The following is a 26,360-nucleotide window of genomic DNA, read 5'->3' on the forward strand; positions in this document are numbered from 1 at the left end:
ACCGGCGAGCCGCCGCGTAGTCGGAACCCGTGAACAAACAGAATTGAAGCGCCCTGCCACATTCCCGGACCCACCGAGGCCGCGAACGCGCATCGCCAGAGGTCATTTCTTCACCGGAAAGTAGCTACCAGGACGGCGGAGATGTTGGCTCGACCTACCCGACGCACAGTCGAGCTCATGCGGTGAATCTTACATCCGAGCGACGACAGGCTCCACGGAGCAGCTGAGCCGAATGGAGACGTCGCCTGTCATGCAACCGACCGGTTGCATGACAGCCACTCCGTCCTCGTAAAGCGCAGAGTAGTGGATTGCAGGATCCATTCCATTCGGCGATTTGCGTCGCCTCCGCAGCGGCAGCGGGATTTCCGGCAGCATGGTGAAGAGTATCGATTTTCCTCAAAGCACCGCAGCCGCGGTCCTAGTCAGGATTGACTCGGCTTTCTGAAGGCTTCGCTGAAATCTCCGGATAGAACCCACTTCGAGCCCTGACATCTACGCCACGTCGATTGACGCTGACCCTGATGCGGCGCATCTTTCCGTCAGGACTGGTTGCGACGAGAGGTTCAAACCCAAGCAGATAGTAGGAGCGACTCTCTTCCATCGCGTCAGCAACGATCAGTTCTGGGTCGTTGTTGTTGACTACCGCCCGACTGCCGGTGGCGTAGGCGATCGCGCGTAAGGATTCCAGAGCCGGACTGATTCCCCCCCCCGGCCCCTTCCACGTCCGCCGGCCGCGCCAACCTTCAAGCCGGAAGGATCGAACGGGTGAATCGTCACATTCGCAAGCTGCGCCTGACGCATGGCTTCGGTGAACGAGTGCAACTCCTCGCACGCGCCTCCGCGAGCACCAGGGACGCCTTGGCTGATGAAGAAGATCGTCTTGCGAAGACCCTCAATCGACCGAAGGTCCTTAGATACCCGAGCCAACGTCTCCATCGAGCAAATCCCACACGCACACGAAGGAACGTCTGGAGGCCGAACGGTGAAACCGAGTTGGAGGGGTTGGGCGTTTGTGATTGCAGCAGTCAGAAGGGCGTGATCGCGCGTCAGGGGCTGACCGGTACGATTGTCTGCCGTAAAGATGACCGCCCCAAGATCGGCCGGTCCCATGTTGGCGATAACGTTGAGCGCAACTGAGCGCGCTTTAAGAATGGCCCACTGCTGCGCCCTGAGCCCGCCAAGGCCATTGTCATCAATGACGATGACGATGACCCGGCCAACTCTAGCGGTCGAGATGTCCGATTGCGCAACGGCACTGGAACCAGTGTTAGCAGGCTCTGGAAGAGGAAGATCGACTTCAACGAATGTCGCGATTGGACGGGGATGATCCTCCTCGAGCACGGAGAAATCCTTTGCCGTCAAGCCACGCACGGCATGACGGTCCTTGTCGAGAACCGACACGTCAATTTGAACGAGCTGCGTCCGAGATCGGAAGGTTTGAGGCTCAGCAACCAGTGACTGGTGGACAGTCAGAACAAGAGCTAGAACCCCGATAGCGGACAGGCCCCTGTACATCGGCTAGGTGCGCGGGCTGGAGGCGGCGTTCAGTCCCTGAAGATCCGCCCGAGCGGCATCTGGAGCCCCGGTAGCAGCGGCGTGGTGAGCACGTCGCCTGCGTCCAGCGCGAGGACGGCCGCCTCGACGAAGCGGTCGCGCACGCGGCGCTGAACGCGAATCGTCTGCGTGTCGGGGTCGATCGTCCAGTACTCGCTGACGCCGCTCCGCTCGTACAGCCGGCGTTTGATCGTCGCGTCGCGCCGGCGCGTGCTCTCGGACGCGATCTCCACCACGAGCTCCGGCACGCCCTGCGCGTTCGCCTTCGTGAGGATGGCTGCCGCGCGCTCGTGCGACATGTACACCAGGTCTGGTTCGACGACGTCGAACCGCGAGATGACGACGTCGAAGGGCGCGAAGAAGACGCGGCCGGCAGGGTGGTCCTCGAGCCACGTTCGGATCAGGAAATGAACAGACCCCAGGATGTCCTGGTGGCGCACGTTGGGCGCAGCCGTCACGTAGTGCTCTCCGTCGATCAGCTCGTGCCGCAGCCCGTCGTCTTCCGGGAAGTGCACGAAGTCGTCGTAGGTGAGCCTTCCGGCCGGGTTCGTTGCTCTCACGTGATCCTCTCCCGCCATGGGCTCATTCTACCGTCGTCGACTGCGAACGGCGTGCCGCATATCACCTGATCTGGAATCGTCGAGAACGCTCCGCAAACGTGCTGGATCGAGGGCCGGCGCCGATCGCGGATCGCAGATGCTGCCAGCGGCCGGCGCCGCCCGATCGCAGAAGCTGCACTCCACGCAGCGGCCCGTCGTGACCGCCGCCGCCCGGCCGCCCGGCGCCATCACGGCGGCGAGCGGCGTCCTTCCGGACGTGCGGAGCGGCATCACGGCCGCCAGCCGCGACCTCACCGTCGCGAGCGGCACCTTCGGCATGGCGAGCGGCGTCGTCACGGCGGCGAGCAGCGCCATCACGGCCGCGCGTAGCGCCATCGCGGTCGCGAGCGGCGTCCTCACGGCGCCGAGCACTGCCATCACAATCGCGAGTCGCGCCATTAGCATGGCGAGCATCGCCATGACGGCGCAGAGGACCGCCATCACGGCCACGAGTCGCGGCGTCACGGCCGCGGGCACCACGATCACGGCGCCGCGCGGCGTCCTCACCGGGCTGAGCCGGGCCCTCATCCGACCGCGCGGGCTCATCACAGTCCCCGTCGGCCGGTTCGAGCGGTTGGCTGGCGGCCTCACGACGCGCGCGCACGACGCTTTCATCAATTTTCACTGAGCCGTTCACTACACGCGCGGCCCTCCGGCGCGACGATGCGCGTCAGGAGGTGCGTCATGAATCGCACAGAGCGCAAACGTTACGAGATGATGATCAGGGTCGGTGAGTTCGGCAGCAGCAACCGTGAGCAGTTTCCAGAGTCGTCGCCGGCGGGCCAGGCATTCGCCGCCGTTCACGACGCGGTGGCGCGGATCGATGCCCACGCCAAAGCCAAGCTGCTGACGCGGGAAGAGGGCAGGCAGGCGAGGGCGTCGCTGCGCAAGGCGATCGAGGCGCGTGTCAAGATCGTCGCGCGCGTCGCACGGATCGTCGGCAGGAGCGTCCCGGGCGCGGACAGCAAGTTCAAGCTGCCGTCCCGGAAGTCGGGCGTCGCGCTGCTCACCGCGGCGCGCGCGTTCGTCGACGAGGGCGCGACGGCCGTCGAGCGGTTCGTGCCGTTCGGCATGCCGGCGACGATGATCGCGGAGCTGCGGGAGCTGATCGCTCGCTACGATCGGGCGGACCGCGACCGGCGCGTGGGCCAGGACGGCTTCGCCAGGGCGCGCGAGGGCACGAAGGCGGCGTTCGCGATCGCCACCGAGGCGCTTCGCGTGCTCGGCGTCGTCGTGCCGACCACGCTCGCAGCCGATGCGGTGCTCCTGGGCGCGTGGCACGAAGCGCGCCGCGTGGAGGCGCCCGCGAAGGCGGCGAGGAGCAAGCCGTCCGAGCCGCCGGTCGTCAGCGGACCGGAGGCACCGAGCGGTGCACCCGTCGTGGACGGAGGCGGCCAGCCAGCCGAGCCCGAGCCCGCGCTGCGGAAGGTGTCGTGAGGTGACCGTCCGGTGGCGCGATCGTTCGTGACAGACAGGGGCAAGGCGCGCACGTGGCCTTGCCCCTGACGCCAAAATGGCTACCCCAAGCTACGATACCTGAGCCGCCCGCCATCTGTTGGAACCGCCGGCCTGCCGTCCAGAGCCGGAGTTCGTTTGTCAGCGCGCCGGCCAACAGATGGACGTCTATCCAGCACACGCCGACACCGCGCAACCCTCAGTGCTCGATGAGGTCGAATCTCCGGGTGCTCGTCCACCGATCTCGCGGAAGCTCCGGCACAACACGCATGACGCCCAGGATCCTCGACCAAGAACACGGGATCACCCACGAGCCAGACTTCGGGATGCCAACCTCACCGCCCGCACCATCGGCGCCGCGCTGGCGAGCCCTGACAGGACAAGGAGGAGGACCACTGCTTCGGCCATGGTCGTGCCGTCCAGCGCTGACACCTCGGCATCGCGAGCGTCTCGGTCGAGGTCGAAAACTGGCGCACCGACAAGATCGGAGTGCCCCACGCCATGGTGGCAATGATGGACGTGACACGTAGATTCGCAAGTGGGCTCGATGTGGCGCGTTACCACACTGCCTGCCCCTTGGCTCTCGAGTCACGAATGCGGCTCTCGGTGGTCCCTGGGCTCGTGTTCGTGTCCACCGTTGAATCCATTCAGCGGATTGCCCGCCTGAGCAGCGAGACATTCGCCCTACCGTCCACATATCGGCAGCACGGGCAGTGAAGCACGCAGCACGACGCCGAGGTCCTTCGCGGCGTCTCTTGCGCGCGATTCGTGACCGGCCGCTCCAGCCACTCGTAGCATTCGCTCGCTGAGCCGTTGGCCGAGCTCTGACCGACTAGCTCGACAGAACGATCAGCGGCTCGACGATGCGGCTCTGCCGGCACTTCGGACACTTACCCGGTTTGGTCAGCCGATCACGATCGAACTCGAACCCGCACGTCCGGCATCGCGCAGGCTCGACGCGGACGTGGTAACCGGCGGCTTCGGCCGAGCGAAGGGCGTGCTCGAGCTCGTGCTGGATGTCGGCCCGGCGGATTCCGAGCTCGCGGGCGAGACTCGACGCGGTTCGCGGCGCACGCACCAACGCCTCGAGCACGTTCCGCCTCGTCGTCATCGCCGATCGTCCTCAGCTCGCGCGATGGCGCAGCCTCGCGAGCACTGACGTCCACGCGTCGCGTCGATCACCGACGGCGAGCAGCGGCTCGATCGGGATGGTCCACCCAGCGTTTCCGAGCGGCGCGGCCGCCAGCGCCTCGTCCACGAGAGCCGCGGCGCGCACGAGATCGTTCGACGCGACGAGCACGGTCGCCCGCGCGATGGCGCGGTCCATTGGACCCGCGGCGGCAAGCGCGATGTCGTTCGAGCCCAATGCTGCGCTCGCCACGGCATTCGGCGCCGCCTTCGCGGCGGCTTTCGAGTCAGACGCGACGTGCACGGCGGCATTCGAGCCAGCCCCCACCTTCGCGGCGACCTCCAAGATCGGCGCCGCCTTCGCGGCGGCCCCCGCCGCGGCGAGCGCCCGCCCGGCCTCGGCCCTGGCGTGCGCGGGCACGCGCGCGGTCGCCTCGTCGAACGCGGCGATCGCACCAGCCCGATCGCCGCGTTGCAGCCTCACGGCGCCGATCGCATACCAGGTGTTCGCGCAGCACTCGCGGGCGTAGACGTGTCCGGCGCTCTCGAGCGCCAGCTCGCGATCGAACCACCCGAGCGCCTCGTCGGTGTCGCCGCGCGCGAGCGCGAGCAGTCCCTTCAGCCAGTACAGCGCCACGAACGGCAGACGTGCGCCGGCACCCGACGCCTCCTGCAGCTCCGCGATGCCGGCGTCGAGCTCACGTTCGGCCTCGCCGCAGGCGTCGCGCGCGACGAAGACGGTCGCCGCCAGCCAGTGCGCCTGCGGGCAGCCGCGTGAGAGGGCCACGGTGCGCTCGGCCGCGGCGAGCCTCTCGTAGCCCCAGCCCGCGAACGCCAGCCGGAACTGGTGCCGCCATTCGTTCGGCTGCAGCATGATGCTGCGCCGAAGGGCGGCGAGCGCCTCGTCGCGCCTGCCCGTCCGCTCGAGGACGAACCCGAGCGTGGCCCAGCCTTCACCGTACTGAGGATCGAGGCGGCAGGCTTCGCGCGCGTGCGTCGCCGCGACGCCGAGCGCATCGACGTCGGGCCGCGCGTCTGCACGCGTGGTCTCGAACTGCAGCGCGCAGGCGTTGGCGAGCGCCACGTGGAAGGCGGGCACGCGCCCGTGACGCGCGATCGCTTCTTCGAACGCCGTCCGCGCGGGCGCGAGGCTCGCTCGCTCCAGCGTGTCGAGGGCGGCGCGGCCGTCCATGAACGCGCGGTGCGGCGCGAGCAGCGCGTCGAGCTCCGCGTCGGTCGCGCGCGGCTGGACGAGCGTGACTGGCTCTGCGAACCGGTAGCCGTCGCGCGGCAGCGTCTGGATGTAGCGCTGCTCGTCGTCGGGATCCAGCCGTTCGCGGACCTTTCGGACTACCTGCACCAAGTTGTTCGTCGTCGTCGCCACGTCGCTCCAGGCGTCACTGATCAGGCGGTCGACCGGGAGCACTTCGCCGGGCCGGCGGACGAAGAGGTGAAGCAGATCGAACTGGCGCGGCGTGAGGCGGACGATCGCACCGTTGCGCGTGAGGCGCCGCGCGTCGGCGTCGAGGGTGAAGGGTCCGAACGCAAACGTGTGCCGGGACGCCATCCGTCAGCCGACCTCCGCATTGGCGGCGCCTTCGGCGCCGGGCGGGCGAACGCGGCCATGCCGGGTTCGCCCCGCGTTCGAGTGGCGCATTGTAGATACCGCCGCGAGCGGGAGGCAAGCGAGGAGTGAAGGGAGCGAATGAGAGCGCTCGCGTCGTTGTGGTTGTCGGCACAACGGGTCCGGATCGTCGCCGTCGAAGAGCCGCGGCGTGCGGGACGCGGTCGCCATCGACGGTAGCACCTTCGACGGCGATCGAAAGCCGACCTCGCCGGCGTGATCGCCGCCGATCGGCTCGAAGGCGTCCCAGCTCGGATCGCACAGCGGCGTTTCGCTATACTCGGCCGGTGACGGATCGACCTCGGCCGAACGTGAGGGCGCGGCGATTCTCGTCCAACCTCGACGCCGATCGGCACGACGCCGAGTACTGGCGCCAGATGCCCGCGGACGAACGCGTATTGCTGGCGTGGCGATTGTCAGTGGAACAATGGGAGCTGCTCGGGCGGCATCCGGATGAACCGGGACTTCGTCGATCTGTTGCGGTCGTTCGCGGTCGCTGAGGTTCGCTTCCTGATCGTCGGGGCCTACGCGCTCGCGCACCACGGCCGTCCGCGCGCGACCGCGGATCTCGATGTCTGGGTCGATCCCACGTCGGCGGTGTGGAGTGACACGCCGCTCAGGCGTCCGCGCGCTGGCTCCAGCTCTTCACGAGATGATCCGCGGTGCGCCACGCGAGCGCCTGCACCGTGAGCGTCGGGTTGCGCGAACCGCTCGTGCCCATGACCGAGGCGCCCAGGATGCCGAGGTTCGGCACCTCGTGCGAGAAGCCCCAGCGATCGACCACGTTCGTCTCCGCGTCGAACCCCATTCGCGTGCCGCCGTACGCGTGCGTGGTCGGCCCGGTGGGATTGACCGAGCCCCGCTCGATCGCGATCGCGCCGGCGGCCTGCAGCCACTGGACGGCTTTCTCCTGGACGAAGGCCGCGACCCGGCGTTCGTTCTCCTTGAAATCGAACGTGATGCGGCACACGGGGAATCCGAGCGGGTCCTTCACGACGGGATCGAGATCGAGGTAGTTGTCCTCGTACGGCAGCGTCGTCTTCTGCAGATACGCGTTCTTCCACCGGTCGGCGTTCTCGCTGACGAACGCCTTCCACCTGGAGCCCCACTGCGGCGCCTTCCCGAAGGTGTTCATGTTCGCCGCGGCGATCGGCCGGCGATCCGAGTAGAGGAAGAGGTTTCCGCCGCCGATGAAGTCGAGCCCGCTGTGATCGAAGTTGTCGTCGGCCCAGTCGTCGACGGCCGTGCCCTGGGCCGGCAACCCGTACCAGGTGTTCAGATCGCGCGGGAACAGCGCCGTCGCGCCGCCGCCGAGGTTGTGCGCGAAGTAGTGACGGCCGACCTGGCCGCGGTTGTTCGACAGCCCCCGCGGGAACGCCGGCGACGTCGAGAGCAGCAGCAGCCGCACGTTCTCGTACACGTAGCTGGCGAGCAGGACGACGCGCGCCGGCTGGAAGAGCTCCCGTCCGTCTTTGAGATAGCGCACGCCCGACGCGCGGCCTCTCGCATCCACCTCGATCCTCGTGACCGTCGCCTCGGTGACGACGGTCAGTCGTCCCGTGGCCTCCGCGCGCGGGATCGTCGTGACGGCGGTGGAGTTCTTCGCGCTCACGTGGCAGCCGCCGCGATCGCAGTAGCCGTGATACATGCAGGCGCTGCGGTCCTGATTCGGCTGCGAGTTGATCGCGGCCGGCCCGGGGAAGGGGCGCCATCCGAGCGAGCGCGCGGCATCGGCCATCATCTCGGTGAAGCCGGTGCGGCGCAGCGGCGGCATCGGGTACTCGCGCCGGCGGGGCCCCTCGAAGACGTTGCCGCGAGGATCGATCGTGCCGTTGACGTTGCCCGCCTTGCCCGAGACGCCGATCTCGTACTCGACCGCGTCGTAGTACGGCTCGAGCTCGGCGTAATCGAGCGGCCAGTCCTCGATCGTCGAGCCGCGCGGCACCCTCGACGCGCCGTATCGCCGCGTGGTCTCGCTGACGACCTTGAAGTCCCAGGGATTGAGCCGCCAGCTCTGGGCCCAGTAGTGGAGCGACGTGCCGCCCACCGCGTTCATCATCGGGTGTACCGCCAGGCGCGGCAGCGTGGGCGACGACGCGTTGGGCCGATGGGTCGGGATCTCGCGGTTGGCCTTCTGCACGGCGTGCGGCCAGCCGCGGACGTTGTTGCGCAGCTCGTCCGGAGCGAAGTCGGCGGGCGAATGCCGGCGGCCGGCTTCCAGCCCGACGACGGTCAATCCCGCGCGGGCGAGCGGCAGAGCGGCAACGCCGCCCGCCGCGCCGAGCCCGATGATGACGACGTCCGCGGGGCTCGGTTGGCTAGTCGGCATGGCGGATCAGCCGGAGCCACAGGCCCGCGCGTGGCGGCTTCGGAGCGAACATCGCATCGTCGTACGCCGACGTATGGCTCGGCGCCGGTTTCGCGTCGAGCCGCTGGTCGGCCTCGGCGACGGCCAAGCGGAGACCCGGATAGCCGATGAGATCCCAGCCGACGAAGTTGCGGTTGCCGCCGTAGTACGGATCGCAGAACGTGCCGTGAATGGTGTGCGTGCGGAGCAGCGCGAAGAACGCCGAGGCGCTGGGAACGAATCCCGTGGCCACGTTGCGTTCCATGTCGGTGAGCACGGCATCCTGATCCGCCGGCGACAGGTCGGCGAAGCGCTCGCCCTTCGTGCTCCGCGCGTACCGATCGACGGCGGCGAGGCCATCGCGGTACGCCTCGCGCGATGATGCGAGGGCGCCGCCGAGCGCGCGATCGATGTAGTGGGCGGCGCGCGCTTCGCGTGCGCCGGGGCCGTGCTCGTCGCTGGGAATGAGGCGCGCGGCGACGGCTTCCAGCGCGTCGGCTTCCGGCTGCGTGAGCGTCTCGAGCGGCTCGCGGACGACGCCGCCCGCCGGCACGCTCTGCTGAAGCGCGCCGGGGACCACCGCTGCCGCGCCGGCGAGCCCCGCCGTCTTCAGCCACTCGCGGCGCGACACGCCGGTTCCGGTGTCCTTCGTCGAGTCGTCCACGACCACTCCTTCAGGCACGCGTGCGAGATCGATCCCGTAGGGGATGGCGGATCCTAACGTATTCCGCGCACGTCGGCGCGGGCGGCCTCGGCGAGCCTGGCCGCGGCCCGCTCGTGCTGGGTCCTCATTCGCGAGCGACGCGGCGGGCCGACGCACGGCGGGCCTCGGCGCAGCCTTTTCGACACGTCGCAAGGACCCGGACCCAGGACTCGGGACCAGAGACCCGGGACCCGGGACCCGGGACTCGGGACCCGGGACTCGGGACCGGCTACACTCGAGTCATGGAGTGAGTCATGACGTGGCATCCACGCCTGCGCGGATCCGCGTACGTCGTCGCAGGTTCGGCTCTTGCCGCTCTGCTGCACGGTCAGGCGCTTCCCGATCCGCCCGCGCGTTCCGCCCCTCAGTCTTCGGGCCAGGCGGCACCGGACGTGATGCGCGGCAGGACGACCGCCGTCCTTGTCGACGTCTTTCCCCAGCGCGACGGCCGCATCGTCGAAGGTCTCGGCCCTGACGACTTCGAGCTGTTCGAGGACGGCAGGCGCCAGGTCATCCAGAGCTTCGAGTTCGTCCGCATCGAGCCCGCCGGCGCGCCGCAGCAGGATCCGGACGGGCTGCGCGAGATGTACGCGGCCGCGGCCGACCCGCGCAACCGGCTCATCGTGCTGTTCCTCGACGAGCTGCACACGAGCCTCGGCGGATCCAACGCGATCGCGCGGCCGCTCGTGGACTTCCTGCACCGCACGGTCGGGGCCGGCGACCTCGTCGGGCTCACGACGCCGCGGATGCTCCCGCAGGACATCACGTTCGTGCGCGATCGCGCTCGACTCGAGCAGTACCTGCGCCAGCGATCCTCGTGGGGACAGCGGGAGCGCGCCCTCACGGAGCGGCGCGATCCAGTCGAAGACTCGATTCGGCAGTGCTTCCACGATCGGTTCGCGGCGACGAGCATCGAGCCCTGGCTCGTCGACGACGGCGGCGTGGAGCGCTACCTCGACGACGTCCTGATCGAGCGCCGCCGCGAGGAGCAGGTGCTGACCGCGCTCGCGCAGCTCGTCCCGTACCTCGGGCGGCTGCGTGAAGCGCGCACCACGCTCGTCATCCTGACCGACGGCTGGGCGCTCTTCCAGCCCGATCGCCACCTCGCGGACGAGCTCGCGCGCGACACGCGGTTCGCCAGCCAGCGGACCGGCGACCGGTTCGGGTGGCGCAGTCTCCGCCGGATGATGGCCAATCCGGCGCTCTCGCTCTATCAGACGTGTGCCGACGAGTTGCTCCACCTCGCCGAGATCGACGACGCCCGACGGCTGCGCGAGATCGCCGCGGCCGCGAATCGAGCGAACGTCACCGCATATCCGGTCGCGACAACGGGCCTGGCGGCGTTCGACACGACGGTGCGCGAGGCGCCGGCGCCCGGGGCTGGCGCGGCGCTGATGACGCGCGACACCTCGCGGCTGCGAAACCGTGTGACGTCGCTGCGCACGCTCGCCGAGTCCACGGACGGCATCGCGGTCGTGCAGTCGAACGATCTGGCAGGCGGGCTGGAGCGAATCGGCGCCGACGTGTCTGCGTACTACCTGCTCGGCTACTCGCCGCTCAACCAGAAGATGGACGGAAAGTTCCGGCGGATCGAGGTGAAGGTCCGCGCGGCGGGCCTGAGCGTGAAGGCGCGGCGAGGGTACTTCGCGACGCGCAAGGCCGTTCCGGAGAGCGAGGAGGAGCGAATCGTCGGCACGCCGGAGCAGGTGGATCGCGTGGCGACGGCGCTCGCGGCGTTGTCGCCAGACACGCGGCGCGCCGATCGTGAAGCCGGGCCAGGGAGCCTGCTCGGTGCCGCGACGATGTTTCGCGCGTCGGCACGCCGTGCGGCCGAGCTCGAGCGGGTCATCATCGCCGAGTTCCGGCGCCAGGAGCGCCTGCGAGTCGTCTGGACGCTCGCCGGCGACGCCGATGCGGTGTCGGCCCGCCTGCTCGATCGGCGCGGGCAGCCGCTGCGCGAGCACATCGACGTCGGCGTAGAACGGGCTGACGGCCCACGTGCCGTCTGGGTGGACCTCGCTCTTGGCGCGTTCGCCGCCGGCGACTACGTGATCGAGATGACCGCCGGTCGAGGCGACCTGCGCGAGATCCGCGACGTGGCGTTTCGCGTGGTGCGCTGAGGGACGACCAGGCCGTAGCAGGCGAAGCGCGAGCGGCTAGGGCATGAAGTCACGAAGATCCACGCCGCGCAGCTCGAGCGTGGTCTCGAAGTGCGCCTTCGGCGTCAGCGTCCTGATCGTCACCTCATCCACCGGGCGCACGACGATCGACCAGGCCTTCACGGGCTGCAGCCTGAGCTCGGCCGGAAACGGCGAGTAGGACCGGGCGGAGGGCGAGAACGTGGCGCCCTGCGCCGGCGTGACCAGCATGAACCGCGGCTGCCTGAACGCATTGAGGCAGTCGATGCGCGTTGCGGGTTCGCCATTGAGAGACGGCGTCGGCTGGTCGTACGTCGAGCCCGAACACACGCCAACGGCCTCGACGAACACGCGCTGGTTGTCGACCGGCACTCGCGTGGGCGTGTCCGTGAACGTCGTCACGAAGAACCTCGCCCTGATGTTGACCGGCTGTCGCAGCGCCGCGTCAGCGAGCGGACGCGGCATTCTGAGTGCGACCGGAACGTCGGCCGGCGCCTGCCACACGGCACGCGACGCTCCGATCAGATCGAGGCCGCTCGTCCACGTCGTGCCGTCCGGCGCGTCGATCGTGAGCTGGGTCGCATCGCAGGCCTCGATCGCGGGGCGTTGGCCGCCGGCGGCTAGGTGATCGAGCTCGCCGCCAGTCGAGGCGAGCTGCGCGAGGTTCCCGGCGTCGCGTTCCCTCGAGTTCCATCGCGGTCGCGAAAAGTCGGTACAACGGCGGCGCGAGTCGTTACACTTCCCGGGCAGATGGAGGAAAGCCGCATGGCCAGCCGCATGTCGATCGTTCTCGCGTCCGCTCTGTTCGCCTCCGCCGCCTTCGTCGGAGGGCAGGGGGCCGCTGAAGTGGCGGGCGCGTGTGCCGACGTGTTCACCGGCCGAATCTGTACGTGGGCCACGACGACGGGCGGCCGGCTCGTCGAGGCCGGCGCCACGATTCCGATCGCGGTGATCGATCGCGCGCCCGCCGAGGCGCCGATGACGTGGCCGCCGGTGCCGGTTGCGGCGATCGACCTGCCGGCCGTCGTTCAGGAACAGACGGCGATGCGCCAGTTGACGGTCGACTGGGAGCCGGGCGGGCATCCGCCGGCGCCGTTCCTGACGCCGCACTTCGACTTCCACTTCTACACGATCGCGCCCGCCGAGATCGCCGCGATCGATTGCCGGGACCAGCGCAAGCCCGCCGCGCTCCCTGCGGCGTACACGCTGCCCGACATCACGCTGCCGCCGCCGATGGCGCAGATGATGGGCGTCGAGTCGCTCGTCGGCCTCTGTGTCCCGCGGATGGGCATGCACGCGATTCCCGCCGCCGACGTCGCGCGCCCCGATGCGTTCGAGCGGACCATGGTCGTCGGCTACTACCGCGAGCGCCCGATCTTCATCGAGCCGATGATCGCGAAGGCGACTCTGATGAAGAAGGCGTCGTTCGACCTGCCGCTGCCCGCCGTCGCCGGCATGGCCGGCCGGCTGCCGTCGATGTTCCACGCGGAGTACGACGCCACGCGGCAGGCGTATCGCTTCAGGCTGTCGGGCTTCGCGTCTCGATAGCCGCGCCGTCCGTTTCTCTCGGCCGTGAGGACCACGCGGCCGGGCGGCCGCAGAACTGAACGATGGAGGTCGCCGCGTTGAATCGCGGTGACCTCCACCCTCATTTCACGTTCGCGCGCTTGCGGCTCGGCGGTTGACCTCAGCCGCGGTCCCGAGCAGGACGTAGTCCTCTACCGAATCGCGTCGGCCGAGCCGTGCCCCGGCGCGCTCACGATGCCGGCGCGAGCACCTGCTCGCCGACGACACGGCCGTCGAAGAGGGAGACCTCGCGCTCGGCGTGGTGCGCGTAGCGCGGGTCGTGCGTGACGATGCAGATGGTGGCGCCTTCGTGATGGAGATCGCGCAAGAGCGTCATGACGGCCTCGCCGTTCTTCGAGTCGAGGTTGCCCGTCGGCTCGTCCGCCAGCAGGATGGACGGCGAGCCGGCGATGGCGCGCGCGACCGCGACGCGCTGCTGTTGGCCGCCGGACAACTGGCTCGGCACGTGCTTCGCCCGATGGGCCATGCCGACCTTCTCGAGCGCCGCGAGCACCCGCTCCTTGCGCTCGGCCGCGCCCATGCCGCGATAGGTGAGCGGCAGTTCGATGTTCTCGTAGATCGTGAGATCGCCGATCAGGTTGAAGCTCTGGAAGATGAAACCGATCTCGCGATTGCGCACCTGCGCGCGTTCCCCCATCGACAGCCCGTCGACCGCCCGGCCGTTGAGCAGGTAGCGGCCCGACGTCGGCGTGTCGAGCAGGCCGATGATCGAGAGCAGCGTCGACTTCCCGCACCCCGAGGGGCCGGAGATCGACAGGTACTCGCCGCGGGCGATCGTGAGCGACACGTCCGCGAGCGCATGGGTTTCGACTTCGTCGGTGTAGAACACCTTGGAGATTTCTTGCATCTGAATCACGCAGTCCGCGCTCATGAGCGTCTCCCGTTAGTCCAGCCGAACTCGATCCACACTGTCGTACTGGGACATGTCCGTCAGCACGACGCGGTCGCCCTCCTGCAGCCCCTGGACGACCTCGATGAACTGCACCGACCGGCGGCCCACGGCGACCGGCGTGCGCCGGGCCTCACCGCCGGGAAAGACCTTGAACAAGCTGATCGTGCTCTGTTCCTGCCCGAAGGGCGGGCTCTCGACGAAGAGCACGTTCGCCAGCCGCTCGAGCTCGATCGTGCCGTCGATGCCGAGGTCCGGCCGGGCGCCGGCGGGCAGCGGGCCGAGCAGGCGAACGTCGACGCCGACCGTGCCGCCCCGCGACGCCGGATCGATGCGCACGACCTCGCCGGGCACGTGGCCGCTGCGCGTGTCGACGTCGGCGCGCTGGCCGATCGCCAGATCGCGCGTCTGCGTGTCGGAGATGCGCAGTTCCGCTTTCAATCGCGTCGGATCCGACACGCGGGCCAGATTCGTGCCCGGGCCGACCTGCTGGCCTCGTTCCACGGCGATCAACTGGAGCTGCCCCGTCATCGTGGCTTTCACGCGCAGATCGGCGACCTGCTGGGCGAGACGCTGCCAGGCCGCCTTGCGCTGATTGACGCCGGCCTCGAGCGGGGCGAGCTGGAACGCGGCGTTGTCGACGGCGGACGTCAACTGCCGCTTCGCGAGGCCGAGCCGGTTGCTGGCCTGATTGAGGACCGCCTGTTTCTGCTTGAGCGTGATCTCCGCGATGAGCCCCTTGCCGGCGAGGCTTCGGTGCATGTCGAAGTCCGCGAGCGCGACCTCGTACGCCGATTCGTAGTCGACGATGGCGGCCTCCAGGCTCGCGCGCGTCGACGCCAGTGAGACGCGCTGGTTGCCGAGCTGTGCGATCGCGCTCTGCCATTCGAGCTCGGCGCTGCGCGCGCTCTGCTCGAGATCGGGATTGGAGAGCTCCACGATGACGGTGTCGGGCTCCACGCGGGCGCCGGGCTGGAGCAGGATCCGCTCGACGCGGCCGGCGGTCGTCGCGGGGATCCAGCGGATTTCCTCCGGCACGAGCGTGCCGGCTCCTCGCACCTCGCGCACCATGGGGCCGCGCTTGACCGTGCCGAACCACAGCACGGCCTGGCTGTTGGCAATCGACGGCGCGGCCGGCTCCATCCGCGCGACGGCGACGCTCACGCCGAGCGCCACGATCGCCATCGCCCCGCCGACGAGCCATCGCCGTCGTCGCCTGCGCGTCAGAAAGGCCGGATCCCGTGGCATGTCCATGCGTCTGTCCTCACTTGCGTTTCAGCGCGTCCTTCAGCTCACCGACCCACTCGTCGCCGCCCAGCTCCTCGACGGCGAGGGCGAGCGCGTCGGCATCGGTGCGCCCCTCGCGGAGCAGATCGGCATAGCGGTCTTCGACGTGCTGGGCCAATTCCTCGACGATGCCGAGCTCGTCGGCCGCGTCGAGGTCGGCCGCGCGCAGCCGCTGCCGGACCAGCGCCCGCCAGTCAGGCATGCGTCGGGGCGGTGATGGCGTTGACCGCCGCGACGAACGCCTCCCAACCCAACCGCTGGGCCGCCAGCACCTGACGCCCGGCGGGCGTGATGCGATACATCCGCCGACGGCGCTCGTGAGCCTTCTCGACCCAGCGGCCCTTGATCCACCCGCGCCGTTCGAGGCGATAGAGCAGCGGGTAGAGCGAGGCCGCGTGGAACGTCAGGGCGCCCTGCGAGCGCCGCTCGATGAGGTGCGCGATGTCATAGCCGTGCCGGGCCTCGTCGGCGACGAGGGCCAGGATCAGCAGCTCCGCGCTGCCCTTCTTCAGCTCGCGCGATCCCGAGAGGAGTGACATATGTGGGACTACCATACCACAAGGAGGCGCGTCGTCAAGAAACCGATGTCCCGATGTTCCGATGAGCCGATGCTCCGATGTCCGATCCGATGTTCCGATGTCCGATAGCCCGATGTCCCAATGTCCGATGTCCCCGGTTGTGTCGACGCGCCATCCGGTGGAACATGGATCATCGATCGTAGAACTGAAAGGGACGACCCATGAGCGTCGACTTCACGCGCGGCGTGTCCATCTCGTCGCTGCCAGACGGCGGCACGATGGCCGGCAAGGTGGGTGACGAGGAGGTCGTGCTCGTGCGAACCGGCGATCGGTTCTTCGCCGTTGGGGCGCACTGCACGCACTATCACGGCGCGCTCGCCGACGGGCTCGTCGTCGGCCACACGATCCGCTGTCCGCTGCACCACGCGTGCTTCGACCTCGCGACCGGCGAAGCCGTCCGAGCCCCGGCGCTCGACCCGATCGCCTGTTGGGACGTTCGACGGCAGGGCGACAGCGTTGTCGTCGGCGGGAAGGTGACGGCGAACGCGCCGGCCGCCGCGACCGATCGCCGACATCATCCGTCCTCGGTCGTCATCGTCGGCGGCGGCGCGGCCGGCCTGGCGGCGGCCGACATGCTGCGCCGCGAGGGGTACGAGGGGCCGGTGACGATGATCAGCGCGGACGCCGATCCGCCAGTCGATCGTCCGAACCTCTCGAAGGACTACCTCGCCGGTGAGGCGCAGGACGACTGGATCCCGCTGTGGCCCGCCGACCGCTACGCGGAGCGCCGCGTCGACCTCGTCCTCGATTCACGCGTGGCGTCGATCGATCCCGCCGGTCGGAGCCTCACGCTCGAGGATGGCTCGCATCGGCAGTTCGGCGCCTTGCTGATCGCCACCGGTGCCGATCCCGTGCAACTGCACATTCCGGGCGCGGAGACGGGACGTGTGTCGTACCTCCGCACGTTCGCCGACAGCCGCGCGATCGTCGAGCGGGCACGGGCCGCGACGCGAGCCGTGGTCGTCGGCGCCAGCTTCATCGGGCTGGAGGTGGCGGCGTCGCTCCGGGCGCGCGGGATCGCCGTTGACGTCGTCGCGCCAGACCAGCATCCGTTCGAGCGAGTCCTGGGCGCGGAGGTGGGGGCGTTCGTGCAGACGCTGCACGAGGCGCAGGGCGTCGCGTTCCATCTGGGCCAGACGGTCGCGTCGATCGCGGGACGGACGGTCACGCTCAGCGGCGGCGGCACGCTCGACGCGGATTTCGTCGTCATCGGCGCCGGCGTGCGGCCGTCCGTCGCGATCGCCGAGCGCGCGGGGCTCGCCGTCGACCGCGGCATCACGGTCGACGAGTTCTTGGAGACCAGCGCGCGCGGCATCTTCGCGGCTGGAGACGTGGCCCGCTGGCCCGACCCGCACACCGGCCAGCGGATTCGCGTCGAGCATTGGGTGGTGGCGGAGCGCCAGGGGCAGGTCGCCGCGAAGAACATGCTCGGCCGGCGCGAGCGCTTCGACGCCGTGCCGTTCTTCTGGAGCCAGCATTACGACGTGACGATCAGGTACGTCGGGCACGCCGAACAGTGGGACGTGGTGCAGGTGGACGGATCGCTCGAGGCCCGCGACGCGACGGTCACCTACCTGCGCGACGGGCGGCGGCTGGCGGTCGCCACCGTCCGCCGCGATCGCGCGAGCCTCCAGGCCGAAGTCGAGCTCGAGACGTCGACCTGAACGGCAAGCGGGCGACGTCATGAGGACACGCCGAATAGCCCCCTTCTGACGCCGCGTTCGGCCCGGGCTGGTGGCGATGACGTCCTGTCCGAACGCTGTCTCGTCGCCGTGCAGTTCTCACCGGAAGCGTGCGTTCGCCTGACAGCCTGGCGGGAAGGCCTCCTCCGAAGCACTGGCAGAGCGGGAGCTCATTCGTTTCAGCGTTGAGCATGGCCGTTCGAGAAGACAAAGAGCGATCGCAGGTGATCGAGTCCACGCGCGAATGCCATGACGCTCGACCGCGAGCGGCGCGCGATGGCGGGCGCCAGCTATCGGCGCCTGCGAGACCTTCAGTCGAACCAGAAATACCGCCAGTACACGTGACCGGTCTCGCCTGACGCGTACCAACCCTGACCCGATCCTCCGAGGTCTGGTGATGAGAGGAGCCGCGCCGCGTGGCTGTACAAGCGATGCTCGCCGCGCGGATTGTAGACGACCCACTCCCGCGTGCCGAAGCGGTCGAGCAGGAACCTCGGCTGCTCGAAGGCGAGGTTGTACGACTCGCCTCGTGGCGCGTAGAAGTACTGTTCGACGCCGATGACGTCGGGGACGTAATCAGCGTGCTGCGCCTGGAGCGCGGGGGGATAGCTGCCGTGCCTCGTGCGGTACTGCTCGATGTCGGCGATGAGCTCGCCGGCGTTCGCCATCGCACGATCCCGGCTCCACCGGGTCGCCGGAACGGCCAGTGCCAACTGAGACCCGAAGGCGAGCGTCGGCAAGAGCACGAGATAGAACGGTGCCGGGCTGAACCGTCGATCGCCGGCGCGCCTCAGGTCCTTCAGCCGTGGTGCGAGCCGCACGAGGACGGAGATCCAGATGGCGAGCGTGAGCACGCCGAACGCGTTGCCAACGCTGAGGGTCGCGAAGAGGGCCAGGACGAGCGCGACGCCGGTGCCGATGGCCGTGGCGAGCAGGGCCAGCGGGAAGCCGTACCTCGGCACGATGAGCCACAGCACTCCTCCAGGAACCAGCGCGAGCCCGACCACGCCGAACACCTGCGCCATGGTCGAGAGCGGCACGGCCAGCTCGTCGTATCTACCGGGCAGGAACGGATAGACCATCGAGAACGCGAGGAGCGCGGCCACGCCGGCGATGAGGGTGGCGTGCATTGCGATCGTGCGTGCTCTTGTCTTCATAAGCAGTAGGACCGACACTCGCTGCTGCACGCGCGACGGAGGCGCGGACGCAGTCTGCCGCAAGGCAGACGTCTCGCCCCGAATGCCCACGACGGACCAGTCATCCGGCACATCGCAGTTCCCGGTGAGCGTCGGGAACTCCCGGAAGCTCTCGGCGTCGCTCGTCGTTCATTGTCGGTTCCCGCACGGTGATTGCACGGCGTCTGGCTGTGTCGACGGGTGAGCTGGTCGTTCGCTCGGCAATGCGTCGTTCTCTGGCCGACTCGTCGCAGAGCGCGCGGGCAGGGGGGCGACGGCCTCCATCAGTCCTGCCTGAGCGCCACCATGGGATCGACGCGCGAGGCGCGTCGTGCCGGCCCCGCGCTGGCGGCGATGCCGACGAAGACGAGCACGAGCACAGCCACGATCACGGTGAGCGGATCGTAGGGGCTGATGCCAAACACCAGGCGCGAGATCAGCCGCCCGCCAATCAAGACCAGCGGCAGGGCGAGCACCAAGCCGTAGAGCACGAGCCGCAGGCCATCGCGCACGACGCTCCATCGCACAAGCTTGGGGGCCGCGCCCAGCGCGAGCCTCACGCCAATCTCCGGCCTGCGCCGTGCGGTGGCGTGCGACAAGACGCCGAACAGCCCCAAGGCTGCCAGACCGAGCGCCAGCGCGCCGAAGCTCGCCGTCAGCCACACCACGACGCGTTCCTGACTCAGACCGCGCTGGACCAGAATCTCGATCGGCTCCATTCGCTCGATGGGCAAGCCGGGTGCGGCATTCTCCATGGCGCTCCGCACGGTCGACGCGACCATGGACGAATCGGACGTCGCCCGAACTAACAGCTCACGGGGTACGACAGGGCGTTGCGAGAGCGGTACGAACACGCTCGGGATGGCCGCGGCCTTCAGATCCGTCAGGCCGCGAGTGTCTTCGACGATTCCCACGATTTCGATGTCAGGAGCCGCCAAACCGATCCGACGCCCGACTGCGCGTCGCCAATCGCCGAAGTACCGTTCGGCCAACGTGCGGTTGACGACGGCCACTTTGGCCGTGTGCGATCGGTCCGCGTCGTTCAACGCGCGGCCCGCGAGCAGCGGCGTTCCCACGGTCGAGAAGTACGTCGGCGTGACGGCGTCCACGCCGAAGATCACGACCTCACCTTCACGCGGCCGGTATCCCTCGACCTGAAAGCCATCCTCGCGAGCGCAGACGCCGCGCAGCCCGCACATCGCAAACGCAGCCGAATCCACTTCCGGTGCGTGCGTCAGCGAGTCGAGCACGCGCGCATATGTCTCGGGCAGGCTCTCGGGAGCCACGCCCGCGAGCCGCGGGTCGACGCCAATTGCGAGCACGCGCCCAGACTCGAAGCCGAGATCGACATCGAGCAGCTTCTGGAAGCTGCGGGCGAACAACCCTGCCCCGGTGACGAGAAGGAGCGACAGCGCCACTTGGAGCACCACGAGCGCGCGTGCCGGCCGCGCCGCGCCTCCCAGGATGGTTCGCGCATTGGCCGCGAACGCGGACGCCAAGTCGACGCGCGTGGCGCGCCACGCAGGCCAGACGCCGAATGCCACAACGGATACCAGCGCCACGCCGGCCGTGAAGGCGAGGACCCGCACGTCGATGGACGGCGTGAACGGCGGCACTCCGTCCATCGAGGCCATGACGACGCGCAGGAGGACGTCGGCGCCCCACCGCGCGAACACGAGGCCCATTGCGCTGGCGATCACGACGAGCAGGAGGCTCTCCGTGAGCAGTTGGTGTATCAGCCGCGGACGCCCCGCCCCCAGCGCCATGCGCACGGCCAGCTCTCGCTGGCGAGTGACCGCCCGGCTCAGCAGCAGGTTGGCCACGTTCGCGCATGCCGTCAGCAGCACGAGCATCGCCATTGCCATGAGCGCAACGAGAGGCGTCGAGAATTGCTGGCGAAGGCGCGAGAGTCCGCCCGCGAACGGCTGCAGCACGAGCCTGGTGTCGCGTCCTGCGAGGCCGGAGAGGCTCGCTTTGAAGATAGCGGTCGCCGGCGCCACTTGGTCCGGCGGCACGCGCGCGACGACGTGAAGCCACCAGATCCGTGCCTGTGGCAACCAGGGTCTACCGAGGTCTGCGCCGTCGGCGGAGAAGCTCTGTGAGTACTGGACGGTGGGCTGCGCGGTGAGCGGTATCCAGATATCGACGGGCGTCTCGAGCCACACGCCGGCGAAATCGCGCGGGCCCACTCCGGCGATCGTGAAGGCCGCTCCGTTGATCGCAAGGGAGCGTCCGACAACGTCCGATGCCCCGCCGAACCGCCGCTGCCAGTACCCGTAGCTGAGGACCACCGCCGGCTCATGAGCCGCACGCTCAGCATCGGGAAGCAGTCGACCAAGGGCCGGCGACACGCCGAGTACTGGAAAGAGGTTGGGGGAGACGAGCTGCAGCCTGGCGGGCACGGTCTCACGTTCGCCGGCAGCGCGCGTGTACACGCGCGCGATGCCGCGGCTCATCGCCGCGACCTTCACGCCGGCCGGGGCGGCCTGATGCAGCGCGTTCAGCATCGGGCCCGACATTCGGGCGCTCTCGGGTCCGCCTGCAGCGTATTGGCCGCTGTTGACGACGTAGAGCTGATCCGCGTCGCGGACGAGCAGCGGCGACCTGAGCGCTACCACGTCGAGGAGCGAGAACACGGCCGTGTTGGCACCGACACCGAGTGCCAGGGTCGTCACGATGACTGCAGTGGTCACGGCGTGCTGGCGGAGGACGCGAACCGCACAGCGGAGATCGTGAAGCGCCATGCGTGCGTGCTCCTTCGGTGCCTCTTTGAAGACGCCGCCAACGGCCTCCAGCCAGAAGCGCACGCGATCCCAAGGGCCACTCGCGGCGCGATAGCGATCGATGAAGGCGTGCGACAGTTCGCGTTCGTACTCGTTACGGAAGGCGCTCGGGTACAACCCGACCAACGCCCGAAACAAGCGGACAGAGAACGGGTCGGCGCGGGAAGACCGGGGCGCCATGGATCATGTCCGTCGCGGCAGCAGTCCGGTGGCACGCGCATCACCCAGCAGGCGCTCCAGCCGGCGAGCTTCCGCCTTGGCCACATCGCGGCCGAGGCGCGTGAGACGGTAGTAACGCCGGCGTTCGTCGTCGTGGGCGGGATCGGGCCGCTCGGCCAGCTCCTCGATGAGTCTCTGTTCGAGGAGCCTGCGGATGGACGCATAGAGGCTGCTCGGGCTGAGGCGCAACTTGCCATTCGTTCGCTCGAGAACGTCCTGCATCACGGCGTATCCGTGCCGATCGCGGTCGGCCAGCGATACGAGGATGTGGAAGGTGTCTCGATGTAGTGGAAGGAACGACTCGGCGTCAGGAGCGGCTTCTCGCCTCGGCATCGAGACCACTGTATCAGAAACGGCTACAGCTCAATTCGGCTGAGGTGATTGTGCCACCCCGGGCACATCCCTCCTCTCGATGTTCTCGGTTGCCGCGTGGCGTCGGGCACCATTCCCGAATGGACCATCCCGCAGGCGGCACCCTCGAAACGAAACAGAGCTGACCCCGTCTATTGAAGATGCAGTACTTGGGGTGCGAGCAGGTCGTCGTCGCCTGCACCGGCACCCTCGCTCGTGGTGTGCGTCCGGTGAATGAACCAGGCCGCACCGAGCAGCGCAGCGGCGACGATCGACGCGCCCGACGGCGAGTGCGCCAACGCCAGAGAGAGTCGCGGCGTCAGTTGTGTGATCGAGATGAACGCGCCCAAGTACACCGGCCACCATGTCTTGAGGTTCAGCCGCGACGGTTGCCACGGCTGCGTACACGGTGCCGTTCCCATGTCCCTCAACGCCAGTTCCGTCAAAGCGGCACCGAGCGCGGCACAGATCACGCCGTGGGTGAGGGCGAGCGCGACGCCCCAGTAGTGCCAATACACGGGAAGAACGATGGCGAGGGGACACACGATCGCGCCGATCCAGACGAGCCGGCGGACCGCCGATCGGCAAGCGACCGCGGGAAGTTCGGTGAGCCGGAAGATCCAGAGACCTGGCAGCTCTGAGGGCAACGACGCGGCGACTCGAACTGTCACCAGGTTGCCCATCATGACGATCAGCGGTACGGACAGCAGCGCCACCGGCGGCACGGCGCGCTGGAGCTCGCCAACGCGGAGGCCACCGACGATGGCCGGCAGGAGCAGCGCGACCGTGGCACCGAGGCCCAAGGCGAGCACGAAACGATGGGTGCTCATCCTGAAGATCGTGGCCAAGAAGAACTGCATGACGGCTCGCTGCGTGGGGTGTCGCGTCAGGTGCCGGATGGCCCAGGCCACGACACCGCGCATGACGTTGGTGGAGCCCGTGGTCGCCAGCCCTTCGACCTCGTCGCGCAACATACGCCGAGCCGCCAACGGATACGCCACGACGACGATCCCGATCACCACCAGCAACGCGATGCCTGCCGCGACGGCCAGCGCAGCAATCCTGGCATCCTCGGAACCCAGCGCCCATTCGTACAGGCCTGTGAACCACGCGACCGGCGTCAGATCGGTCCACGACGCGGGTGTGACGCTGCCGGCCGCGAGCTGAGGCCGCATGCCTGGTGCACATGCCAGGACCGCGCGCCGCGTCGATGGCCATTGCCAACGTGCATCCCGAAATACGAGAGCGGACGACAACGATGGAAGAGCGATCAGGAGCCCGATGACGCTGGCGGCAGTACAGGCCTGTACCACCTGCGAGATCCGTGCGCACAGGCGGCGTGGCGCCAATGCCATCACGAGGGCTTGCGCCGCCACGATGGTCAACACGACGAACAGGCTGGCCGCGCACGAGACGACGCCGTGGGCGGCAATCGAGCGCAGCACGAACGTGAACGGGCGGCCGTCGGTCAGCAGGAGCCCGAAGACGAGTGAAGCCCCGGCGTGCATCCCGATGGCGAGGGCCGCCGCGTACGCGAGCACGCCGAGGACCTTGGCCCGGACGATGACACTCGGCCGCAGCGGCATGGCGCCGAGCACCAGGACGTCTCGTCGATCGAGGAGGAACGACGGCCACGTGATCACCCCGATCACGCCCGTCGCGACCATGCCGAGGCCGAGGTAGAACGCCTTGTCCTCGACGGACAGGAATCCCAGACTCTCTGGCCCGCTCACGAGGAAATAGCAGGTGTACTGGAGCGTACGAGACCACGGCATGAGGATGCCGATCGGGGCCACGAACGCGAGCAGCCAGAAGAAGGAGGACCGCAGGTCGCCGCTTCCGCCGGTGAAGTCGTTCTCGAAGAACCGCCTGACGAACACGCGAGTCAGGGTCGTCGTCGGCGACGCCGGGCGGCTCACGCCGACGCTCCCAACCGGATCGCCGACCACAGACCGTCTGCCAACTCGTCGAGGTCTCGCCGCACGGCGAGCTGGGCGAAGACGTCTTCCAGCGACGCCAGAGACATGAGCTCGCGAAGCCGCGACGCGGAGTCGTCGGCGACGATCCGCCCGTCGCGCAAGATGATGACGCGGGTGCTGACCCGCTCGATGGTGTCGAGCTCGTGAGAGCTGTAGAAGACCATGCGGCCGGCCTCGGCCAGCGTCTTCACCACGGTGCGCAGGAGCAGGGCCGCCGACACATCGAGGCCGGAGACCGGTTCGTCGAGCACGACGATGCGCGGGTTGTGGAGCAGCGCCGCGGAGAGCAGCACCTTCTGCCGCATCCCTTTCGAGAAGGCCGAGAGCGGTGCGTGGGGATCACCGTCGAGGTCGAACAGCGCGAGAAACCTCTCGATCTTCTCGTCGAGCACGCGGTCGGCGATGCCCCGAAGGCGACCGGCGAGGCGGAGATACTCAGCGGCGGTCAGGTACGTGTAGAGGTGGGCTTCCTCCGGGACGTAGCCGACGCGTGCCTTGTAGCCGACGAGGTCGTCCTGGATGTCCTGCCCGTCACACAGGATCCGGCCGCCGCTCGGCGGCATCAATCCGACGAGCATCTTGACGGTGGTGGATTTGCCGGACCCGTTGGGACCGAGGTAGCCGAGAATGTCGCCGGGCTCGACGGCGAACGAGATGCCAGACACGACGGTGACGGCGCCGTATCGCTTGGAAACGTCCCGAAGCTCCAACACGGAATGCCTCCAGACAGCTACAGGCACAACGGCCGTGTCGGCGCGAGCCCAGGTCCCACGGCCGATCGTTACGCCAGGCAGGAAAGTTGACCGCTGAGTCCGTTGCGGGCATACTATATCCGTTACAGACGCAGTGCAACGTCTGGCCGGCGCTTCCGCCTGGTTGCTCCAGGGCCATCGGGAGGCGCGTGAGGCGTTGAAGGGCGAACAGCGAACGAACGACATGCCACCGACGAAGCAGCCAGAGGACTTGTTGCCGCTCACCCCACCGGTGTTCCACATTCTGGTCGCCCTGTCGGAAGGCGAGCGGCACGGCTACGGCATCATGCGGCAGGTGGCCGACGACACCGACGGCGCGCTCCAGCTCGGCACCGGCACGCTGTACGGTTGCTTGCAGCGCATGCTCGCGGCCGGTCTGGTCGAAGAGTCGGACTGGCGTCCGGATCCCCAGTTGGATGACGAGCGGCGGCGCTACTACCGGATCACGACGCTCGGCACGCGTGTCGTCAAGGCGGAAGCGAAGCGGCTCGCGGTGGCGTTGAATGCGGCGCGTGCTCGGCGTCTCCTTCCACGCAACTCGGACACCTAGCGCCATGGCGGTCCCACACGGTCGTTCACGACCGGTCGACGTCGCCTGCGCGCTCTATCGCGTGTTGACCCGGCTCTATCCGTCAGCGTTCAGACGCGAGTTCGGCTGTGAGCTCCTCGTGACCTTCCGGAATCAGGCGACGGATGTCTGCGCCGGTGGTGCTCGTGCGTGCGTCGCGTTCGCCGTGCACGTCATCTGGGACACGATTCGCACGTCGGCGACGCTCCGGATGCCGCGCCGGGAGCTCGCGCCCGGTTCGATCCTGGGCTTGATGGACGGTGCCATGGCAGACGGCGCGATGAGCGACTCGACGATGAGCGTCGATTTCGTGTTCGCCGTCGCCGGCGTCGTGCTGGGTGCGGCCGGCTGGTACGCGTACTTCGCGGTCTTGCCCTCCTACTTCCACTGACGTCGGGTGCAACGGACGATCAGTACATCGCATGCACTTGGTCCGGCCCGGAACGATTGCCGTCGCTGCAGTCGAGCCTTGCCGCGGCCAATCGTCGAGACTGCGTCGCAGGATCGGCTGCGCGACATCATCCTCGCCGCCTACATGGAACACGAGACGGCACCGGCCGCCGCGTGATCGCTCGACGCCGGGGCGTCTCGCGCTGCGCGGGACCTCCCGGACCACACCACGCGCGGCACGACCACCTGCGGCAGGCGGCCTCCCCAGATGCCGTCAGGTGAACCTCCACGTATGGCGCCGAGCGTTGCGTCGTTGCGTCGCCTGCGTCGCTGCTACCGTGTGCGGTTTCGATCGGCGCCTGTTCTTCCTCGCGCCGATCGTCGGCGCGGCGACGCTCAACCTCTTCTACAGCCTGCTGGCCGGCTGTCTCCTGTTCGGGCTCCTCTAGCTACTTTCCGGTGAAGAAATCCCGATCCATGTAGTTGATTCTGCAGGATCCGGCCGGCCGTCTGGTGTCCAAACGTCGCGTGTCGGGCTGGCGAGATCGGATCGGCCGTACTACACTGCGCGG

The 26,360-nt window shown here is 68.6% G+C and carries 23 protein-coding genes; 7 read left to right on the forward strand and 16 right to left on the reverse strand.

What is annotated here, in order from left to right; genetic code table 11:
• Positions 1-639: 639 nt before the first annotated feature.
• Positions 640-1,401 carry a hypothetical protein gene (locus tag IT184_05635; GenBank protein MCC7008278.1) on the reverse strand — a complete coding sequence of 254 codons (762 nt, stop codon included), beginning with the start codon at positions 1,399-1,401 and terminating at the stop codon, positions 640-642.
• Positions 1,402-1,544: 143 nt separating this feature from the next.
• Complete coding sequence (locus IT184_05640) at positions 1,545-2,114, reverse strand: Uma2 family endonuclease (GenBank protein MCC7008279.1); 570 nt, start codon at positions 2,112-2,114, stop codon at positions 1,545-1,547.
• 136 nt (positions 2,115-2,250) lie between these two features.
• Between IT184_05640 and IT184_05645 the strand changes: the two genes are divergently transcribed.
• Entirely contained in the window at positions 2,251-2,781 is a 531-nt protein-coding gene (locus IT184_05645) for a hypothetical protein (protein ID MCC7008280.1), read from the forward strand.
• A gap of 56 nt (positions 2,782-2,837) precedes the next feature.
• Positions 2,838-3,590 carry a hypothetical protein gene (locus IT184_05650; GenBank protein ID MCC7008281.1) on the forward strand — a complete coding sequence of 251 codons (753 nt, stop codon included), beginning with the start codon at positions 2,838-2,840 and terminating at the stop codon, positions 3,588-3,590.
• Between the two features lie 850 nt (positions 3,591-4,440).
• On the opposite strand, the gene IT184_05655 is transcribed toward IT184_05650, so the two are convergent.
• The 4 genes from IT184_05655 to IT184_05670 all read right to left on the reverse strand — a co-directional run bounded on the left by IT184_05655 (position 4,441) and on the right by IT184_05670 (position 9,371).
• On the reverse strand, positions 4,441-4,719 hold the full coding sequence (locus tag IT184_05655; GenBank protein MCC7008282.1) for a transcriptional regulator: 279 nt from the start codon (positions 4,717-4,719) through the stop codon (positions 4,441-4,443).
• Between the two features lie 12 nt (positions 4,720-4,731).
• Positions 4,732-6,303, reverse strand: coding sequence for a winged helix-turn-helix domain-containing protein (locus IT184_05660; GenBank protein ID MCC7008283.1), 1,572 nt, complete (start codon positions 6,301-6,303; stop codon positions 4,732-4,734).
• Positions 6,304-6,976: 673 nt separating this feature from the next.
• Entirely contained in the window at positions 6,977-8,689 is a 1,713-nt protein-coding gene (locus tag IT184_05665; protein MCC7008284.1) for a GMC family oxidoreductase, read from the reverse strand.
• The gene (locus tag IT184_05670; GenBank protein ID MCC7008285.1) at positions 8,679-9,371 is read right to left on the reverse strand and encodes a gluconate 2-dehydrogenase subunit 3 family protein; all 693 of its coding nucleotides are present in this window, start codon (positions 9,369-9,371) and stop codon (positions 8,679-8,681) included. The genes IT184_05665 and IT184_05670 overlap by 11 nt, the downstream gene beginning before the upstream one ends.
• A gap of 293 nt (positions 9,372-9,664) precedes the next feature.
• Here IT184_05670 and IT184_05675 point away from each other — a divergent pair, with 293 nt between their 5' ends.
• Positions 9,665-11,530, forward strand: a complete 1,866-nt coding sequence (locus IT184_05675) for a VWA domain-containing protein (GenBank protein ID MCC7008286.1) — start codon at positions 9,665-9,667, stop codon at positions 11,528-11,530.
• Positions 11,531-11,566: 36 nt separating this feature from the next.
• Here IT184_05675 and IT184_05680 read toward each other — a convergent pair whose 3' ends face one another.
• The gene (locus tag IT184_05680; protein ID MCC7008287.1) at positions 11,567-12,013 is read right to left on the reverse strand and encodes a hypothetical protein; all 447 of its coding nucleotides are present in this window, start codon (positions 12,011-12,013) and stop codon (positions 11,567-11,569) included.
• A gap of 300 nt (positions 12,014-12,313) precedes the next feature.
• Between IT184_05680 and IT184_05685 the strand changes: the two genes are divergently transcribed.
• Positions 12,314-13,096: a hypothetical protein gene (locus IT184_05685; protein ID MCC7008288.1), complete on the forward strand. Its 783-nt coding sequence runs from the start codon at positions 12,314-12,316 to the stop codon at positions 13,094-13,096.
• A gap of 208 nt (positions 13,097-13,304) precedes the next feature.
• On the opposite strand, the gene IT184_05690 is transcribed toward IT184_05685, so the two are convergent.
• The 4 genes from IT184_05690 to IT184_05705 are packed head-to-tail and all read right to left on the reverse strand — an operon-like array spanning position 13,305 to position 15,865.
• On the reverse strand, positions 13,305-14,006 hold the full coding sequence (locus IT184_05690; GenBank protein MCC7008289.1) for an ABC transporter ATP-binding protein: 702 nt from the start codon (positions 14,004-14,006) through the stop codon (positions 13,305-13,307).
• A 12-nt stretch (positions 14,007-14,018) separates the two neighbouring features.
• Positions 14,019-15,278 carry an HlyD family efflux transporter periplasmic adaptor subunit gene (locus IT184_05695; protein MCC7008290.1) on the reverse strand — a complete coding sequence of 420 codons (1,260 nt, stop codon included), beginning with the start codon at positions 15,276-15,278 and terminating at the stop codon, positions 14,019-14,021.
• 10 nt (positions 15,279-15,288) lie between these two features.
• Positions 15,289-15,513, reverse strand: a complete 225-nt coding sequence (locus IT184_05700; protein MCC7008291.1) for a hypothetical protein — start codon at positions 15,511-15,513, stop codon at positions 15,289-15,291.
• A complete protein-coding gene (locus IT184_05705) occupies positions 15,506-15,865 on the reverse strand; it encodes a PadR family transcriptional regulator (GenBank protein MCC7008292.1) in 360 nt (119 codons plus the stop codon). The genes IT184_05700 and IT184_05705 overlap by 8 nt, the downstream gene beginning before the upstream one ends.
• A gap of 185 nt (positions 15,866-16,050) precedes the next feature.
• On the opposite strand from IT184_05705, the gene IT184_05710 reads away from it, so the two are divergent.
• Positions 16,051-17,553 (forward strand): FAD-dependent oxidoreductase, encoded by a 1,503-nt coding sequence (locus IT184_05710; GenBank protein MCC7008293.1) that lies wholly within the window; start codon positions 16,051-16,053, stop codon positions 17,551-17,553.
• 329 nt (positions 17,554-17,882) lie between these two features.
• Here IT184_05710 and IT184_05715 read toward each other — a convergent pair whose 3' ends face one another.
• From IT184_05715 to IT184_05735, 5 genes are all read right to left on the reverse strand, one after another.
• On the reverse strand, positions 17,883-18,701 hold the full coding sequence (locus tag IT184_05715) for a hypothetical protein (GenBank protein MCC7008294.1): 819 nt from the start codon (positions 18,699-18,701) through the stop codon (positions 17,883-17,885).
• Between the two features lie 329 nt (positions 18,702-19,030).
• Positions 19,031-21,490, reverse strand: coding sequence for an ABC transporter permease (locus IT184_05720; GenBank protein ID MCC7008295.1), 2,460 nt, complete (start codon positions 21,488-21,490; stop codon positions 19,031-19,033).
• Between the two features lie 222 nt (positions 21,491-21,712).
• A complete protein-coding gene (locus IT184_05725) occupies positions 21,713-22,081 on the reverse strand; it encodes a helix-turn-helix transcriptional regulator (protein ID MCC7008296.1) in 369 nt (122 codons plus the stop codon).
• A 170-nt stretch (positions 22,082-22,251) separates the two neighbouring features.
• Positions 22,252-24,018 carry a hypothetical protein gene (locus IT184_05730; protein ID MCC7008297.1) on the reverse strand — a complete coding sequence of 589 codons (1,767 nt, stop codon included), beginning with the start codon at positions 24,016-24,018 and terminating at the stop codon, positions 22,252-22,254.
• On the reverse strand, positions 24,015-24,791 hold the full coding sequence (locus tag IT184_05735) for an ABC transporter ATP-binding protein (protein ID MCC7008298.1): 777 nt from the start codon (positions 24,789-24,791) through the stop codon (positions 24,015-24,017). Before IT184_05735 ends, IT184_05730 begins: the two co-directional genes overlap by 4 nt.
• A gap of 223 nt (positions 24,792-25,014) precedes the next feature.
• Here IT184_05735 and IT184_05740 point away from each other — a divergent pair, with 223 nt between their 5' ends.
• Together IT184_05740 and IT184_05745 are read left to right on the forward strand one after the other, a co-directional pair.
• Complete coding sequence (locus tag IT184_05740; GenBank protein MCC7008299.1) at positions 25,015-25,380, forward strand: helix-turn-helix transcriptional regulator; 366 nt, start codon at positions 25,015-25,017, stop codon at positions 25,378-25,380.
• A 4-nt stretch (positions 25,381-25,384) separates the two neighbouring features.
• Positions 25,385-25,789 (forward strand): hypothetical protein, encoded by a 405-nt coding sequence (locus IT184_05745; GenBank protein ID MCC7008300.1) that lies wholly within the window; start codon positions 25,385-25,387, stop codon positions 25,787-25,789.
• Positions 25,790-26,360 lie beyond the last annotated feature (571 nt).

The sequence above is a fragment of the Acidobacteriota bacterium genome, assembly GCA_020853395.1.
In the GTDB taxonomy this organism is placed as follows: domain Bacteria; phylum Acidobacteriota; class Vicinamibacteria; order Vicinamibacterales; family SCN-69-37; genus JADYYY01.